The 16273-nt window shown below is 66.0% G+C and carries 18 protein-coding genes; 3 read left to right on the forward strand and 15 right to left on the reverse strand.

What is annotated here, in order from left to right:
* Positions 1-4 precede the first annotated feature (4 nt).
* The 6 genes from era to ACLMAJ_RS24940 form a co-directional block, all read right to left on the reverse strand.
* Entirely contained in the window at positions 5-904 is a 900-nt protein-coding gene (gene era, locus ACLMAJ_RS24915; RefSeq protein WP_412016246.1) for a GTPase Era, read from the reverse strand.
* Entirely contained in the window at positions 897-1256 is a 360-nt protein-coding gene (locus ACLMAJ_RS24920) for a cytidine deaminase (RefSeq protein ID WP_412016247.1), read from the reverse strand. Before ACLMAJ_RS24920 ends, era begins: the two co-directional genes overlap by 8 nt.
* Positions 1249-2616, reverse strand: coding sequence for a hemolysin family protein (locus tag ACLMAJ_RS24925; protein WP_412016248.1), 1368 nt, complete (start codon positions 2614-2616; stop codon positions 1249-1251). Before ACLMAJ_RS24925 ends, ACLMAJ_RS24920 begins: the two co-directional genes overlap by 8 nt.
* Positions 2613-3167, reverse strand: coding sequence for an rRNA maturation RNase YbeY (ybeY, locus tag ACLMAJ_RS24930; RefSeq protein WP_412016249.1), 555 nt, complete (start codon positions 3165-3167; stop codon positions 2613-2615). Before ybeY ends, ACLMAJ_RS24925 begins: the two co-directional genes overlap by 4 nt.
* 97 nt (positions 3168-3264) lie before the next feature.
* Complete coding sequence (locus ACLMAJ_RS24935) at positions 3265-4326, reverse strand: PhoH family protein (protein WP_412016433.1); 1062 nt, start codon at positions 4324-4326, stop codon at positions 3265-3267.
* Positions 4327-4479: 153 nt separating this feature from the next.
* A complete protein-coding gene (locus ACLMAJ_RS24940; RefSeq protein ID WP_412016250.1) occupies positions 4480-5385 on the reverse strand; it encodes a LysR family transcriptional regulator in 906 nt (301 codons plus the stop codon).
* A 101-nt stretch (positions 5386-5486) separates the two neighbouring features.
* On the opposite strand from ACLMAJ_RS24940, the gene ACLMAJ_RS24945 reads away from it, so the two are divergent.
* The gene (locus ACLMAJ_RS24945) at positions 5487-6728 is read left to right on the forward strand and encodes an MFS transporter (RefSeq protein ID WP_412016251.1); all 1242 of its coding nucleotides are present in this window, start codon (positions 5487-5489) and stop codon (positions 6726-6728) included.
* A 38-nt stretch (positions 6729-6766) separates the two neighbouring features.
* Here ACLMAJ_RS24945 and ACLMAJ_RS24950 read toward each other — a convergent pair whose 3' ends face one another.
* The 3 genes from ACLMAJ_RS24950 to hrcA form a co-directional block, all read right to left on the reverse strand.
* Positions 6767-7507, reverse strand: a complete 741-nt coding sequence (locus ACLMAJ_RS24950) for a 16S rRNA (uracil(1498)-N(3))-methyltransferase (RefSeq protein ID WP_412016252.1) — start codon at positions 7505-7507, stop codon at positions 6767-6769.
* Positions 7508-7510: 3 nt separating this feature from the next.
* Positions 7511-8662 carry a molecular chaperone DnaJ gene (gene dnaJ, locus ACLMAJ_RS24955; RefSeq protein ID WP_412016253.1) on the reverse strand — a complete coding sequence of 384 codons (1152 nt, stop codon included), beginning with the start codon at positions 8660-8662 and terminating at the stop codon, positions 7511-7513.
* A 104-nt stretch (positions 8663-8766) separates the two neighbouring features.
* The gene (gene hrcA / locus ACLMAJ_RS24960) at positions 8767-9798 is read right to left on the reverse strand and encodes a heat-inducible transcriptional repressor HrcA (RefSeq protein ID WP_412016254.1); all 1032 of its coding nucleotides are present in this window, start codon (positions 9796-9798) and stop codon (positions 8767-8769) included.
* A 722-nt stretch (positions 9799-10520) separates the two neighbouring features.
* On the opposite strand from hrcA, the gene ACLMAJ_RS24965 reads away from it, so the two are divergent.
* On the forward strand, positions 10521-10694 hold the full coding sequence (locus tag ACLMAJ_RS24965) for a hypothetical protein (RefSeq protein ID WP_412016255.1): 174 nt from the start codon (positions 10521-10523) through the stop codon (positions 10692-10694).
* Positions 10695-10787: 93 nt separating this feature from the next.
* On the opposite strand, the gene ACLMAJ_RS24970 is transcribed toward ACLMAJ_RS24965, so the two are convergent.
* The 6 genes from ACLMAJ_RS24970 to hemW all read right to left on the reverse strand — a co-directional run bounded on the left by ACLMAJ_RS24970 (position 10788) and on the right by hemW (position 15714).
* On the reverse strand, positions 10788-11588 hold the full coding sequence (locus tag ACLMAJ_RS24970; protein ID WP_412016256.1) for an alpha/beta fold hydrolase: 801 nt from the start codon (positions 11586-11588) through the stop codon (positions 10788-10790).
* Between the two features lie 570 nt (positions 11589-12158).
* Entirely contained in the window at positions 12159-12380 is a 222-nt protein-coding gene (locus tag ACLMAJ_RS24975) for a hypothetical protein (RefSeq protein ID WP_412016257.1), read from the reverse strand.
* Between the two features lie 184 nt (positions 12381-12564).
* Positions 12565-12849 (reverse strand): HIT domain-containing protein, encoded by a 285-nt coding sequence (locus ACLMAJ_RS24980; protein ID WP_412016258.1) that lies wholly within the window; start codon positions 12847-12849, stop codon positions 12565-12567.
* 157 nt (positions 12850-13006) lie between these two features.
* Entirely contained in the window at positions 13007-13903 is an 897-nt protein-coding gene (locus ACLMAJ_RS24985; protein ID WP_412016259.1) for a hypothetical protein, read from the reverse strand.
* Positions 13900-14244, reverse strand: coding sequence for a type VII secretion target (locus tag ACLMAJ_RS24990; protein WP_412016260.1), 345 nt, complete (start codon positions 14242-14244; stop codon positions 13900-13902). Before ACLMAJ_RS24990 ends, ACLMAJ_RS24985 begins: the two co-directional genes overlap by 4 nt.
* A gap of 309 nt (positions 14245-14553) precedes the next feature.
* Positions 14554-15714, reverse strand: coding sequence for a radical SAM family heme chaperone HemW (gene hemW / locus ACLMAJ_RS24995; RefSeq protein WP_412016434.1), 1161 nt, complete (start codon positions 15712-15714; stop codon positions 14554-14556).
* A 359-nt stretch (positions 15715-16073) separates the two neighbouring features.
* On the opposite strand from hemW, the gene ACLMAJ_RS25000 reads away from it, so the two are divergent.
* Positions 16074-16166, forward strand: a complete 93-nt coding sequence (locus ACLMAJ_RS25000) for an Ms4527A family Cys-rich leader peptide (RefSeq protein WP_412016261.1) — start codon at positions 16074-16076, stop codon at positions 16164-16166.
* Positions 16167-16273: the final 107 nt, after the last annotated feature.

Raw genomic sequence — 16273 nt, forward strand, 5'->3', positions numbered from 1 at the left:
GGTGTCAGAACCCGAGCTTGCCGAGCTGCTTGGGGTCGCGCTGCCAGTCCTTGGCGACCTTCACATGCAGGTGGAGGTAGATGCGGACACCGAGGAGGTGCTCGATCTGGTGCCGGGCGTTGGTGCCGACCTCTTTGAGGCGGGAGCCGCCCTTGCCGATGATGATGGCTTTTTGGCTGGGCCGTTCGACATAGAGGAGCGCGTGGACATCGAGCATGTCCTCGTTCTCCTCGCGCGCAAGCACCTCTTCGATGACAACGGCGAGCGAGTGCGGCAGTTCATCGCGGACGCCCTCGAGTGCCGCCTCGCGGATGAGCTCGGCCATCAGCGTTTCTTCCGGCTCGTCGGTGAGTTCACCGTCGGGATAGAAGGCCGGGCCCTCGGGCATTTTCGAGGCGATGACATTGATGAGGACATCGACCTGTTCGCCCTTGACGGCCGAGACCGGCACCACGTCGGCGTCGGGGCCGAGCAGTTTCGAGAGCGCCATCAGCTGTTCGGCGACCTGGTCGCGGCTCACCTTGTCGATCTTGGTGACCACACCGAGCACAGTGGTCTTCGGCGCCATCTGCCGGATCTGCGACACGATCCACTTGTCGCCGGGACCGATCTTCTCATCGGCCGGAATGCACAGCGCGATGACGTCGACCTCGGAATAGGTGTCGCGCACAAGGTCGTTGAGCCGCTGACCGAGCAGGGTGCGCGGACGGTGCAGACCCGGCGTATCGACCAGGATCAGCTGGGCGTGCTCGCGGTGCACGATGCCGCGAATGGTGTGCCTTGTCGTCTGCGGACGAGAGGAGGTGATCGCGATCTTCGAGCCGACCAACGCATTGGTCAGCGTCGACTTGCCGGTATTCGGACGACCGACGAAACAGACGAAACCGGAACGGAATTCAGCCACCGTGCACCTCGGTAGTCGCGGCGTCGTCGACGATGTCGAAGACCGCGCCGTCCCGATCGGTGAACACGATCCGCGCCTCGGCCGACACTTCCCGAACCGCCGTGACCCCGGCGTCGGAGAACCTGCCACCGACGACAACGGCCGCCTCGAATCCCTCAGCGCCACTGGAGATCGCGGCGGCGACGGCGGCCTGCAACGCGGTCAGCCGTAGCGCTTGCAGTGCGACATCACCCGCCGCGTAGGTCCGGCCGTCGGTATCGCGGATCGCCGCACCGCTCGCACCGCTCGTGCGGCCCAAGGCGCCTCGCGCCAGAACAACGAGTTTGTTGTCCTCCGCATCCAATTCAGTCATCGCTGTCTCCATCCTGGTCCCGATCGGGCACGGTCTCCCGCTCCGATCCGTTGGCTTTGCGCTTGCCGTTCGATTTCTCGGTCTCGGCATTGTCGCTGTGTGTCTTCTCCGATGCCTTGCGCACCACAATGGTGTTCACCCGCACCCGACCTCGGGCATCGGGGCCGCCCTCACCGCGCAGCACCAGACCGTGCACGACGGCCTTCGAGCCGGGCAACGGCACCCTGCCGAGCGCGTGCGTGAGCAGGCCGCCGACGGTATCGACGTCCTCCTCCTCGATCTCCATGCCGTAGAGCTCGGCGAGGTCGTCCACCGACAACCGGGCCGACAACCGGTACCTGCCGTCGCCGAGATCCTGGATGGGCGGTGTCTCGTCGGTGTCGTACTCATCGGCGATCTCGCCGACGATCTCCTCGAGCACATCCTCGATGGTCACCAAGCCCGCGATGCCGCCGTATTCGTCGACAAGCAACGCCATATGGTTGCGCCTGCGCTGCATTTCGTCGAGCAGGCTGTCGAGCGGCTTGGAGTCGGGCATGAAAACGGCCGCGCGCATCACCTCGCGCACTTGCACCTTCTTGCTCCGATCCGCGTACGGCACAAGGTCTTTCAGGTACACCACGCCCTGAATGTCGTCGACGTTCTCGCCGACTACCGGAATCCGGGAGTGTCCACTGCGCACTGCGAGCGACATCGCTTGGGCCGCGGTCTTATCGGCCTCGATCCAGACCATCTCGGTGCGCGGCACCATCACCGCACGGGCCGCGGTGTCGCTGAGCTCGAAGACGGACTGGATCATCCTGCGTTCGTCGTCGGCGACCACGCCACGCTCCGACGCCATCTCGACCACCTCGCGCAGCTCGATCTCGGAAGCGAAGGGGCCGTTGCGAAATCCCTTACCCGGCGTGATCGCGTTGCCGATCAGGATGAGCAGCCTGCTCACCGGGCCGAGCAGCGCGCCGATGACCTGCAACGGCACCGCCGCGGCCAAGGCGATGGAGTACGCGTGCTGGCGACCGAGCGTGCGTGGACCGACCCCGATCACGACATAGTCGACGAGCACCATCACCACGGCGGTGAACAGCAGCGCCCAATCGTCCTCCCATAGCGGGATCAGCGCGGCGGCGAGCAGTACCGTCGCGCAAATCTCGCACAGAATACGAAGCAGCACAAGGAGATTCACGTACCTTGGCCGTTCGGAAACGATCCGGGCCAGCCGAACCGCGCCGCCACGTTCGGCGCGAACCATATCGTCGAGGCGGGCGGGTGAGACGGTATTCAGTGCCGAGTCCACGGCGGCGAACACGCCGCCGAACGGAACGAGCAGTACTGCCAGCAGTATCAGAGTCAGCGAATTCACGCGGGGTCCAGCGCGTCACCCGGTGTGGTGAAACCCGCCTTCCCCAGCAACCTGGCGTCGCGGGCGGCGAGTTCGGCGAGGCGCTGCTGCTCGCGCAGGCTCTCGTACCACTCCTCGAGCAGCCGGGCCTGCAACGCGAACATCTCCTTCTCCTCCTCGGGCTCGGCATGGTCGTAGCCGAGCAGGTGGAGTACGCCGTGCACGGTGAGCAGCGCGAGTTCGTGATCGAGCGAATGACCGGCCTTGCGGGCCTGGCCCGCCGCGAACTCGGGGCACAGCACGATGTCGCCGAGCATCGAGGGTCCTGGTTCCGGGCTGTCGGGCCGACCACCGGGCTCCAGCTCGTCCATCGGGAACGACATCACGTCGGTCGGGCCCGGGAGGTCCATCCAGCGCATGTGCAGGTCCGCCATGGTGTCGAGATCTACGAGCACCATCGACAGCTCGGCCGCCGGATGCACGTCCATTTGGGCGATGGCAAAGCGCGCGACACTGACGAGGTCTTCTTCGGGTACGTCCATACCCGATTCGTTGGCGATCTCGATGCTCACCCGCTAAGACTACGGCCCGGCGGTTGGGTGATCGGATCGGAGGCTACAACACGGCCGACGCCGCCTCATCGAGGCGGCGTCGGCCATTGTGTACCGACTATCGCCGATCGCCACGGCCTGCCGCGCGGCGTTGCGCGCGGTTACCCGCGTAGTGCGGCGCGACCTGTCCCCGGTCCTCCTCCTCGAACCGACCGTAGGCGTCCACAATGTCCGCGACCAACCGGTGGCGCACCACGTCGCTGCTGGTGAGCGTGGAGAAATGGATGTCATCGATATCGGTGAGGATTTCGCTGGCCATCCGCAGGCCGGACCTGGCGCCACCCGGCAGGTCGACCTGGGTCACATCACCGGTCACTACGATCTTCGAACCGAAACCGAGTCGGGTGAGGAACATCTTCATCTGCTCGGCCGTGGTGTTCTGCGCCTCGTCCAGAATGATGAAGGCCTCGTTCAGAGTGCGGCCCCGCATGTATGCCAGCGGAGCGACCTCGATGACACCGGCCGCCATCAGCTTCGGAATGGCCTCCGGGTCCATCATGTCGTGCAGCGCGTCGTAGAGCGGGCGCAGATACGGGTCGATCTTCTCGTTGAGCGTGCCGGGCAGGAAGCCGAGGCGCTCGCCCGCTTCCACCGCGGGACGGGTGAGGATGATCCGGGTGACCTGCTTGGTCTGTAGCGCCTGCACGGCCTTGGCCATCGCCAGATACGTCTTGCCGGTACCGGCGGGGCCGATGCCGAACACGATGGTGTTGGCGTCGATCGCGTCGACGTAGCGCTTCTGGTTGAGCGTCTTCGGCCGAATGGTCTTGCCGCGCCGGGACAGGATGTCCAGGCTCAGCACCTCCGCGGGCGATTCCGAGGCGCCCTCGGTGAGCATCGAGAAGGTGTGCCGCACCGCTTCCGGCGTCACCACCCGATTGCGGCCGGTCAGCGCGATGAGCTGTTCGATAACCCGCTCGGCCAGCGCGACATCGGGCGCTCTACCGGTGAGGGTCACGAAGTTGCCGCGAACGTGGATGTCGGCATCCAGCAACCGCTCGAGTTCACGCAGGTTCTGATCAGCCGAACCGAGGAACGGGAACACGGATTCTGGAGCGAGTTCGATGCTGGATCGCACGGTGCGTGCTGCGGGGGCCCTACCGTCGTCGCCGGCGCCGATTCCTGCCGTGGGAGTGGATGGGTCGCCGATCTCGCCTTGTGTTCTCAAAAGTGGCTACAGCCTGCTTTCCGGTCTCGACTGCTTCGATGATGAAAGTTTAACGCGCCCCACCGACAACAGACAGGGAATAAGCCGCTACCGCTGGGCACCCGATTACCGCCGTGGTAGCTGGATTCCCCGCCTCCGCACCGCCCAATCCTCCGCGAAATCACGAAACCGTCGCGCCGCGTCCGATGGCGGGCCCGCCGCCGACCAGATCAGCCCGACATCACGGGCCGATCCCGCATCGGCCAGCGGCACAGTGACCAGCCCTGGCAGTGGCGCCGGATCTTCCAGCGGCAGCACGGCGACACCCAGGCCCGCGGCCACCAGACCGGCGACGGTGACGAGATCGCTCGACTCGAACGCGATGCGCGGACGGATATCGGCCGCGGCACACATTTCATCGAAGATTCGACGCATGCCGAAGCCGGGAGGCATCGTGATGAACTCCGCGTCGGCGACGTCGGCGAGCCGGATCTGCCTGCGCGCGGCCAGCCTGTGATCGGCGGGTACGGCGAGAACCAGCGGTTGATGCAGCAGGCTGCGCCAGCCGATGCCCGCTTCGGTCGGGCGCGGCGAGACGATGCCGAGATCGGCTTCGCCGTCGAGCACTTGCGCGGTCACCACTTCGGCGGCCGCCTGGCGCAGGGTGACAGTGATGCGGCCGGAACCGCGACGGAAGCCGCCGACGAGCTGTGGCACCAACCAGCCGCCGAAGGAATTCAGAAAAGACAGTCGCACCACACCTTTGGCGGGATTGGCCAGATCGGCGATGGTGTGCGCCGCGGCATCGAGCTCGGCGCGGGCACGGCGGGCGTGCTCGTAGTAGATCCGGCCGAAATCGTTGAGCGCGATGCGTTTTCCGTTGCGGTCGAACAATTCCACGCCCAGCCTGCGTTCGAGTCTGCCGAGCATGCGCGACAACGTGGGCTGGGCGATATGCAGTCGCCCGGCGGCGGCGCCGACCCGCTCCAGTTCGGCGAGTGTCGTGTACCACTCCAGATCTTCACCCAGCACGGTCTGCCTCCCTATATGTGCTCAGCGCATCAGATCCCTAATTATTATTCATTTCCATTAGTAGCGATAGCTGGCAATCCTGAACGCCAGGAGGAGCAGCCATGACCACGACCGCAGTGCCCGGCACCGCGACCTCGCACGAACGCAGGATCACCGCCGCGTTGTTCGCCGCCGGGCTGACCACTTTCGCATCGATGTACAGCGCCCAAGCCTTGTTGCCGAGCCTTTCCAACGCGTTCGGGGCCACGCCCGCCCGCGCGGCGCTTGCGGTTTCGCTCACCACCGGGTTCTTGGCGCTTGCCATCGTGCCGGTGAGCGCGCTGTCTTCGCGGGTCGGCCGGACCAGGGTGATGATCGGCTCCGCCGTCACCTCGGCGGTCATCGGCCTGCTGCTTCCGTTCAGTCCGACGCTCGATGTGCTGCTCGCCGGGCGGGCGCTACAGGGTGTCGCGCTGGCCGGAGTGCCCGCCGTCGCGATGGCGTATTTGGCCGAAGAGATCGGTAGCGAGGGGCTCGGCGCGGCCATGGGCGTCTATGTAGCGGGCACGTCCATCGGCGGTCTGGCCGGACGGCTGATCCCGGCTTTCACCCTCGACCTGGCCTCGTGGCGCTGGGCCGAAGCGGCCGTGTCGGTGGGGGCCGCGGCCTGCACGATCTGGTTCGTGCGCGGCCTGCCGCCGTCCCGAGGCTTCATCGCTCGCCCGGCCGGGATCCGCATTGTCCTAGGTGATCTCGGCGCTCCGCTGCGCCATCCCGGTCTACTCACGCTCTTCGGCCTCGCCTTCGTCCTGATGGGCGGGTTCGTCTCGCTATACAACTACCTCGGCTACCGCCTGACCCGACCACCGTTCGAATTGCCCGCAACCGTAGCCGGTTCGGTGTTCCTGCTGTATCTGGCCGGAACCGCGGCCGCCGCGGTCACCGGGCTACTGGCCGACCGGCTCGGCAGGCGCCGTGTCCTCACAGCCTCGGTGGCCACCATGGGGCTCGGCCTGGCTATCAGCATCCCCGACCACCTCATCGCCGTCGTCGTAGGCGTACTACTCTGCACCGCAGGGTTTTTCGGGGCGCACACCGTGGCCAGCGCCTGGGTCGGCGCGATGGCGCCCGAAAACCGGGGCGCGGCATCATCGCTGTACCTTTTCTCCTACTACCTCGGCAGCGCGATCATCGGCGGCGTAGCAGGTCTCGCGTACGCCAGGACCGGCTGGATCGGCCTTGCCGGTTTCGTCGCCACACTCATCGCCGTCGCCGCAGTCCTGTTGTGCACCTTGGCGAGGCAATCACACCGCACATCCGGGCACGACACCGTCACAGCACCGGATCAACTCGCCGTGCCATAGGCGCACCATTCCGGGCCAACCGGTGAAGAACAGCGACGCTACCAGCGGTGGGTCAGCGCGCCCAGGGCGCCGAGGGCGACAGCTGCGGCAGTGGAGGTGCGCAACACGGTGGGGCCGAGCAGGGTTACCTCCGCACCCGCGGCGGCGAATGCGGTGAGTTCGGATTCGGTGAGGCCGCCTTCGGGTCCGACGATCAGCATGATCTCGGTGGCCTTGCCGAAGGGCAACTCGACGAAGCGGGCAGCACCGGATTCATGCAGTGCCACCACGATTCCATCCGTCTGCACCACCTTGCTGATCGCGTCGAGGAGACCGCGGGTGCGGTGCAGGTCGGTTACCTCGGGGATGTAGGCGCGGCGGGATTGGCGGGCCGCAGTACGGGCGGCGGCGCGCCACTTGTCGACGGCCTTGCCCGCCTTGCCTTCCCAATTGGCGATGCAGCGGGCAGCCTGCCACGGGATGATCGTGTCGGCGCCCGCTTCGGTCATCAGTTCGACGGCCAGCTCCGAGCGGTCCGACTTGGGCAGCGCCTGCACGACGGTCACCCGCGGTGTCGCCGGAGCGGCCAGCACCCGGTTGTGCACCTTCAGCTCGAGCCGATCCTTCTGTGCCGCAACGACTTCCGATTCGGCAAGCAGACCGCGGCCGTCCGACAGCGTGATCGGCTCGCCGACCCGGGTCCGGCGTACTGTCGCGGCGTGGCGCCCCTCGGGGCCGTCGAGCACCGCGATCGCACCCGGCTCCGGTATGTCGTCGAGGTAGAAGACCGTGGCGGCCAACGGCTATCGTCCGCTGAAGGACGCCCGCAACCGGGCGAACAGGCCGCTGTTGTGCTCGGACTGGGCCGACATCACCTCGGCGCGCTCCCGCTCGCGGGTGCCCTTGTACTTGCGCAGCAGGTCGGTCTGCTTGGCGTCGAGCTTGGTCGGCACCACGATGTCCAGGTGCGCGAGCAGGTCGCCGCGCGCACCCGAGCGCAGGCGTGGCATGCCGTGGCCGCGCAGCACCGAAATCTCGCCGGGCTGGGTGCCCGGTGCGATGGTGAGCTCGGTGGGGCCGTCCAGGATGGTGTCGATGACCACGGTGGTACCGAGGGCCGCGTCGACCATCGGCAGCCGGACCGTGCAGTGCAGGTCGTCGCCGTCGCGTACGAAGACGTCATGCGGCTGCTCGACGATCTCCACATACAGATCGCCCGCATGCCCGCCACCGGGACCGACCTCGCCCTGCGCGGCAAGCCGGACTCGCATGCCATTGGCCACGCCGGCCGGTATCGGCGCGGCGATTTCGCGTCGCGCGCGCACCCGGCCGTCACCGCCACACTTGTGGCACGGGTCGGGTATGGTCTCGCCCGCTCCGCGGCAGGTCGGGCACGGACGCGAGGTGAGCACTTGACCGAGGAACGAGCGCTGCACCGACTGCACTTCACCGGCACCGCCACAAGTTTCGCAGCGCACCGGCTTGGAATTGCCGTTGGTGCCGGCACCGGTGCAGATGTCGCAGATGATTGCGGTGTCCACGGTCAGGTGCTTGGTGACACCTACCGCGCATTCGGCGAGGCTCAACCTGGTCCGCAGCAGCGAATCGGCGCCGGGCTGCACGCGGCCACGTGGCTTGCGGCCGCCGCCGGATCCGCTCATGCCGCCGAAGAACGCCTCGAACACGTCACCGAGGCCACCGAAGCCGGCGCCGGAGTAGCTCGCGCCACCACCGCCGGACTCGAGTGGGTCACCGCCCATATCGACGATGCGCCGCTTCTCGGAGTCCGACAGCACCTCATAGGCCGCCGATACTTCCTTGAACTTGGCCTGCGCTACCTCGTCGGGGTTGACGTCGGGATGCAGTTCGCGCGCCAGCTTGCGATAGGCGCGTTTGATCTCCTGGTCGGTCGCGTTCTTGGCGACGCCGAGCAGTGCGTAGTAGTCCCGTGCCACTTGAGTTCTCTAGTCCTTGGTCGCAACAGCATTAGTCGGATGCACTCAACTTTATCCGGCCGAAAGTTCGAGGGTAGCAGCGCCGTCGATGGACACCGTTCCCCTCAACGCTCGGCGAGAACCTCGCCGATATAGCGAGCGACGGCGGCGACCGAGGCGATCGTGCCCGGATAATCCATTCGTGTCGGGCCGAGCACACCCATACCGCCGAGCAGTGTGCCCGCCGCGCCGTAGCCGGTCGACACTACCGAGGTCCCGCGCATCTGCTCGACCTGGGTCTCCTCACCTATGCGCACGGTCACTGTGCCGGGGTTCTGCGCGGCGGCCAGCAGCTTGAGCACGATCACCTGTTCCTCGAGTGCCTCGAGCACCGCGCGCAGCGAACCCGGGAAGCCGAAGTCGGCGGCATTACGGGTCAGATTGGCGGTGCCACCGAGAACGAGGCGCTCCTCCGGATGTTCGACCAGCGTCTCGACCAGCACGGTCGATACCCGCACCAGCACGTCGCGCAGCCGCTGCGGCGCCCGCTCGGGCAGTTCGGCCACCGCCGCCGATGCCACAGCCAGCCGCTTGCCGTCCATCGCGCCGCCGAGCATGCCGCGCAGCGCGCCGAGATCGTCGTCGTTGATGAGCGCGCCGAGCTCCACGAGGCGCTGATCGACGCGACCGGTGTCGGTGATCACGACAAGCAGCAGCCGGGCCGCATTCAGCGCGACGACCTCGATGTGACGCACCGTGGACGCGGATACCGTCGGATACTGCACCACCGCGACCTGCCTGGTCAGCTGGGCCAGCAAACGCACACCTCGGCGCAGCACGTCATCGAGGTCGACCCCCGACTCCAAGAACTCCATGATCGCCCGGCGTTCGGCCCCCGACAGCGGCTTCACCTCGGAGATCCGGTCGACGAACTGCCGGTAGCCCTTGTCAGTGGGAATGCGGCCCGAGCTGGTGTGCGGCTGCGTGATGTAGCCCTCGGCCTCCAGCACCGCCATATCGTTGCGGACCGTCGCGCTGGACACCCCCAGATTGTGCCGCTCCACTAGAGTCTTCGAGCCGATCGGCTCCTTGGTCGCGACATAATCCGCGACGATGGCGCGCAGGACCTCGAAGCGCCGATCCTCCGTACTGGACATCGACCCCCACCTCCTCGCTTCGTCCACGGGTACGTCCCGCATGATGCACAGCCGGAATTCCGGTTCGCTCTTTACCCAGTCTAATTGCCCGGCCACCGATCGCCTGTCCACGTATCTGCGGATATCGGTGGGGCCCGAGCTGTACGGGATACTGCCAGCCCGCTATGGCCGACGAATCGTCTTTCGACGGAACGCTATCGGACTGATAGCCTGCCCGAAATCGTCTCAACACGATGCCAACAGGGGGGATCCTGATCTATTCCACGCGTTCGATCGGGCCTTCACCTGCCGAGCCTCCAGCACCCGAGTTGTCAAAAAGTAGCGATGACCTGGTGCGGGAACGCGGCGCGTAGTGACTGCCGTCGCCGCGATTAACAAGAGACGGCCGCGCGGATCATCGATGCCCGCAGCCGCATCACTGAGCGTCGGCATCTTCCAGGGCCTGGATTATCCGCGCTGCAAATTCGGCGACGTCGTTTCCGAGCTCCCGTAACCAGAGTAAGAACATGCGCGGGCCAATGGCGGACCGCGGACATCGGCAAACCATTCCGGCCGGTGTGGGTGGATTCCAGACAGAGGTACAGCGATGAGTAATCCCACTGGCGGACAACAGGACTCGCAGCAGCCGTACGCGCGGCAGCCACAGCCGTACGCGGGGCAAGAGCAGCAGATTCCGCCACACCAGCAGCCCCCAGGGCAACAGCCCTATCGCCATCGTCCCGGTGACCGCAGGACACAGCACCCGCACCTATTACCGCGCGCCCGTAGTTCTGACCATGAACGGCGCACTCGCGCCGCAGCAGTCGAAGTCGCCCGGTATGACGTGGTTCCTCATCGTGTGGTCGGTAGTTCTCGTGCTCATCCTTTTCGCCGTCGTCGCCATTGTCGTGAACTGACTCCCGGATACGAATCACCTTGGGGCAGTGACCTTCCGGAGCCAGTGGCGAGTGCGGCGTGAACCGCTCCGCGGTGTCCCGCTCGGGCCGAGGTCAGCGCACTGCGGCCTCGACCACGTCCGCCACCTCGGCAGGGTGCGAGACCAGTGATGCGTGGGAGGAGTTGATTTCGCTGGTGTCGGCGCCCATCCGGTTGGCCATGAAGCGTTGCGATGCCGGCGGAATGATGCGATCGCTGCCCGAGACCAGGTACCAACTCGGCGTCGACGCCCACGACGGCGCACCCGACGGTTCCAGGTTCGCGGCGACGGCGATCGAACGCTGGTGGGCGAGCATGTCCGCGGCGGTCGCGTCGCTGACGTCTTGCGCGAACGTCTCATGGAAGCTGTCCGGCGCGACGTAGCCGTCGATGTTCTTGCCCGCGATGCCCGTGGGGTCGTCGACGACCGCGAGTTGTAGCACCGGCGGTAGCAAGCGGCTGCCGGGGAAGCGGATCGGGTCCAGTGCGAGTTGGGCGACCTCCGATTGCACCGGCGCGAAAGCCGCGATGTAGACCAGCGACTCGACCTTCGGGTCGTGCACATTGCTGATGACGAAGCCACCGTACGAATGACCAACGAGCACAACAGGTCCCGCGATGGTATCGAGGGTCCGCTGCACGGCCGCGGCATCATTGGCCGGGCCGCGCAGCGGGTTGGCAGGTGTCATCACCTGGTAGCCGTGCTGTCGCAGCAGAGTCGCGACACCGTCCCAGCTCGTCGCGTCCGCGAAGGCGCCGTGCACAAGCACGATTGTCGGCAGTGGCGCCGCTGTGGCGGGTGCGGCCGCAAGGGCCGGCGTGAGAGCGAGGGTCAACGCGAGCAGACAGGCGCGCAGGCTACGGGTGATGGTCATCGTCCTACCTATCCATTCTTGATGAAATCGAGCAGGTCGGCATCGAAGGACTTTTCGAAATCTCCACACAATCCGTGAGGTGCCCCAGAGTACGTTTGCAATCGGCCGTCGACCAGCAGTTTCGCCGATTTCGCACCGGGCGCCGCGATCGGAACGATCTGGTCGTCGTCGCCCTGTGCGACGAGCGCCGGCTTCTTCGCAGGAGTCCAAGGCGGAATCGACAAGTTCGCGCCATCCGTCGACGGCTGGCAGGAAGTGGTTTCGGTCCTCGGGGACCACAAGCTCAGCACAGTGGATCATCGGCCAGCGGCTCGATGGGGTGTGCGCCGAACGCACGCGATCGGACGCCACACTTCGATCGCGATGGTCGCGCGACGATGGGGGTCCCGCGGCCTGTCGCATTTCGCCGGACGCTTCCGCGGCGCGCACAGTATGTCGCCGCGCGAATAGCGCCGAACGGCACGAGAGGACGCGGTCCCCTGACTTCGATACTTCGAACGGGACACGACCGAGGTGACAGTCGAGAACACGCCCAGGCCGCCTCCCGTTCGGCGGCGGCCGACGGTGGAGCTAGAGCTCCGGGCTGACGGTGACCCTGGCGAGCTTGCCGGCTAGGGCATCCAGGCCGAGCATCGCCAGCAGGGACACGCAGTCATCGGCGTTCTCGGAATGGCTGGCGACCGTCCTGGCCGCAATCGCGTTCTGCCGCAAGGTTTCGGCTTTTTCAGCGGCCCGCGCCTCAGCGAAGTCGCTTTGTTCGTGGATCAGAGTGATGTGTCGTGCCGGGGGCATAAGACTCCTTGGGTTACCTCGAAGCTTACGCGGGTTGACCGAACCGTGATAGTGCAACCAACCCAACAGCCCCGCGACCGGCTACTTGTCGGCACGACGCTTCCGGCACTGCCGAGCAGGACACCTATCCCCTCGGACGGCGCACCGAGCGCGATGTCCGATCGGCGGTCCGACCTCGCGACGATCAGTGCGCACCCGTCCATGGCAAGTGCAGTCCATCCCCTGCAACGCGGGGCACGATGTGCAGATGAGTGTGCAGCACGGTCTGGGTTGCGTCGGGGCCGATGCTGGTGATGATGTTGGACTGCGGGGCCGAACCACCATGAAAGTTCATGTCCCGCAACAACTCCGCGGCGGCTCGCATCGCGTTCGCAGCTCCCTCGGGATCGCGTGACGCGTCGGCCGCGTGCCGACGAGGCACGATGAGGAGATGACCCGGTGTCACGGGATCGAGCGGCGCGAACGCCACACAGTCGTACGGTAGTGACCGACAGTCCCCGCACCTGATGCGATCGCAAAACGGACAGCCGATCACCGCACGATCATTTGATGGGTCCGACATCGCCGCCACCTCTCCCTGATCGATGCCGAAACCCACGCGGTCACTCCGGGGCGGCACGAGTCCATCACGCCGGGGCAGGCTGCTCGTTCTCACTGGGCGTCAGAAGCTTCACGATGGCGTCGCCGATCACCTTGGCGAATCCTGACAAGTCTTTGAAGGCATCACCCATCTTGGCGAGCAGAGTCGCGATCTTGAACCCGTCCCTGGCGAATCGGCCCATTACCTGAGCGATCACGGCCGGAGTCGCGGCGCCGAGGGTGCAGGCGAGTTCGATGGTGTACGCGATCAGCGCGCCGACCAGGCTGGCGACGATGTCGCCGACCAGCGTGCGGACCGCTTTGACGATGGTGGCCGTCTTGGTCATGGTCTCGCCCATGGCCGCGGCGACCCCACCCGCCGCGCTCGTGTGATCGATGAGATCGGTGGCCTTGGCGCGGTAGGCGTCTCCGCTGGCACCGGTCCACGTGGAGATGTCCTGCTCCACGCCGGTCTTCCACTCGGTGCTGACCTTGACCAGTTCGGTTGCGATGTTGGTCCACGTTTTCGCGTACGCCCCGACCATGTCGGGGCTGCCCGCCAACGCGTCGAGGGTCTTGCGGTACACATCGAGATGTTCGAGCATCCACCCGGCGATCTGCGATCCGACGAAGCCGAACGGGTCGGTGACGGCCTCCTCGATATCGAGGCCGACCCCGATGCCGCCGAATATCGCGTCCGCGATATTCGCCGACCGCAGATCCGAGTACGCCGTCCAGGCATCGCCCGCGACGGTGCCTCCGAGGACCTCGAGGACCCCTTTTCCATCCTTTTTCAGGCCGATATTGTGAAACGGAAAGAGCGTTTCGTTGAAATACTCGTCGCGGTAGTCGGTACCGCTTTCGATGAGCTTGTTGTTCTCCGGGGCCGCCTGGTCGTCGAATCCCGGCGTGTTCTCATTGATCCATTTGCCGACCTCGGTCACTTGCCGCCCTTTTCGCCGATTGTTTCGCGCAACTCGTCGAGATCCTTCTTGAACGCCTTGTCGTATTCCTCCACCGTGCTGGCGACGGTGGCGAGCTTGTTCGGCAATTCGGCGACCTCGCCTGCCAGCTTGCTGATGGCCTTGACCGCGTTCTGCTGGTTGTCGTCGATCACCATCTTGACGAAGGGGCGCGGTATTTCGCCGAAACCGTCATCGGCGGCACCGATGTAGCTCGCGGCTTCCAGCGCCTTGTTCATACTTTCCAGCAGCGTCTTGACCTTGTCGGCGTGGCTGCGCACTTCATCCGGATCGATCGATATGGCGTCCGCCGGACTGGTCATCGCCGCACCGCCCCGGATTCGCACCGGTCGATCGCTGTCTGGCCGGAATCGACACCGGACATAGTTGCCTCCCTCTCGCGCGGCGGCCTCGCGGGCGCCACGGGATCTCTCAACCTTCAGTCATGGGATTCGACGCAACTCGACGCCGTTCGGTTCCATCGAATGTGCCCCGCCCTCGACCGGGGCCACCATAGGGCGTGCCACGACCGCTGTCCACTGCGCGCGGACGCGCTTGTCGGCGCACGAAAGCGATGTCTACAGAGCCTCGCAGGCTCGATTGCAGGACGGCGCTGTCCGGCGAAAATTGCTTCAGCTCAACAGGTCCCGCACGACGCCGTCGGCCAGCAGTCGGCCACGGTTGGTGAGGATGAGTCGATCGTCCGTACGGGTTGCCAGTCCATCGGCGATGATCCGGTCGACGGTCGCGGTTTCGGTGTGGGCAAGTTCGTTCAGGGGGAGGCCGGTGCGGAGGCGGACCGTGAGCATGACTCGTTCGGTGTGTTGTTCGCCGGGAGTCAAGTTTTCCCAACCTGCGGCGGGGAGGCCACCGCGGGCGACGTGGTCGGCGTAGCGGGCGGGGTGTTTGACGTTCCACCAACGCACGCCGCCGACGTGACTGTGCGCGCCCGGCCCCGCACCGAGCCAGTCGCCGCCGTCCCAGTAGCCGAGGTTGTGCCGACAACGTGCGGAATCGCTTGCGGCCCAGTTGGATACCTCATACCAGGTGAGCCCGGCCGCGCTCAGTCGCGCGTCGATACGTTCGTAGCGGGCCGCGAGCACATCGTCGTCGGGGGCGGGCAGTTCACCGCGGCGCACCCGCCGAGCGAGGGCGGTGCCGTCCTCGACGATGAGCGAATACGCCGAGACGTGGTCGACACCCGCGGCGAGCACCGCGTCGAGGCTGGCGTCCAGATCGCCGTCGCGCTCGCCGGGGGTGCCGTAGATCAGGTCCAGATTCACATGCTCGAACCCCGCCGCGCGCGCCTCCCCGGCAGCGGCGACGGCTCGGCCAGGAGTGTGCGTGCGGTCCAACACCTTCAACACATGCGGTGCCGCCGACTGCATGCCCAAAGACACCCGAGTGAACCCGGCCGCGCGGATCCGCTCGAAGAACTCGGGCGAGGTCGACTCCGGATTCGACTCGGTGGTCACCTCGGCATCGGGAGCGAGTGTGAAGTTCGCACGCACCGCGTCGAGTACAGCGGCAAGCCCATCGCCACCGAGCAGCGAGGGCGTCCCGCCGCCGACAAATATCGTGGCCACATCCGGAGTCGCTGTCGGTAACGCAGCAAACTGCTCGACTGCCGTAGCCAGCTCACCCCGCAACGCGTCGAGCCAGGACTCCGGCGACGCCGAAGTACCCAACTCCCCCGCCGTATAGGTATTGAAATCGCAATACCCGCACCGCGTCGCACAGAACGGCACGTGCACATAGATCCCGAACGCCCCGCCCCCGAAATCGCGCAGCACGAGGTCAGAGGTCTCGGCGTCGGTCACGGCAGCAGCTGAACTCACCCCACCAGTGTGAACGCCGTCCACCGGCCACCCGCCCCCGGGCAGCCCGACCACCACTCGGTGGCCGCCCGTTACCCCGGATGTCAGGAGTCGTGGCGATGTTCTGGTTGGCGGTGAGCAGCCGAGTCAGGTTCAGATCAAGACCTGTGTGCCGGTTCACAGCAAGCGAATAGGGCGCATCACCGCCTACATTCGCAACGCGAACTATGACAGCCATCACAGTTGCCACGGTCGATCCAGGGAATTTCCCTCAATTTTGCGGGAAATATGACCACGCGGTCGGAACGCCCATTCTGACGTGGCACAATGGGCTCATGCGCGGACTCGGAGTACGACTTGTGGCACGTCGCCACGTCGACTTCAAGCGCGTCTGTAGTGCGTGCTGTCTGCCCGGCTGTCCCCGGTAGTTCAGCGGCGCGCATTCCCGGGTCTCCCCGGCGATCTTCCGATTTCGATGACATCGGCCCGCTGACACCACAGGCGTGAGTCAGCCCCTCATGTCTTCAGCACGGAT

The organism is Nocardia arseniciresistens, assembly GCF_046764875.1.
GTDB classification, from domain to species: domain Bacteria; phylum Actinomycetota; class Actinomycetes; order Mycobacteriales; family Mycobacteriaceae; genus Nocardia; species Nocardia arseniciresistens.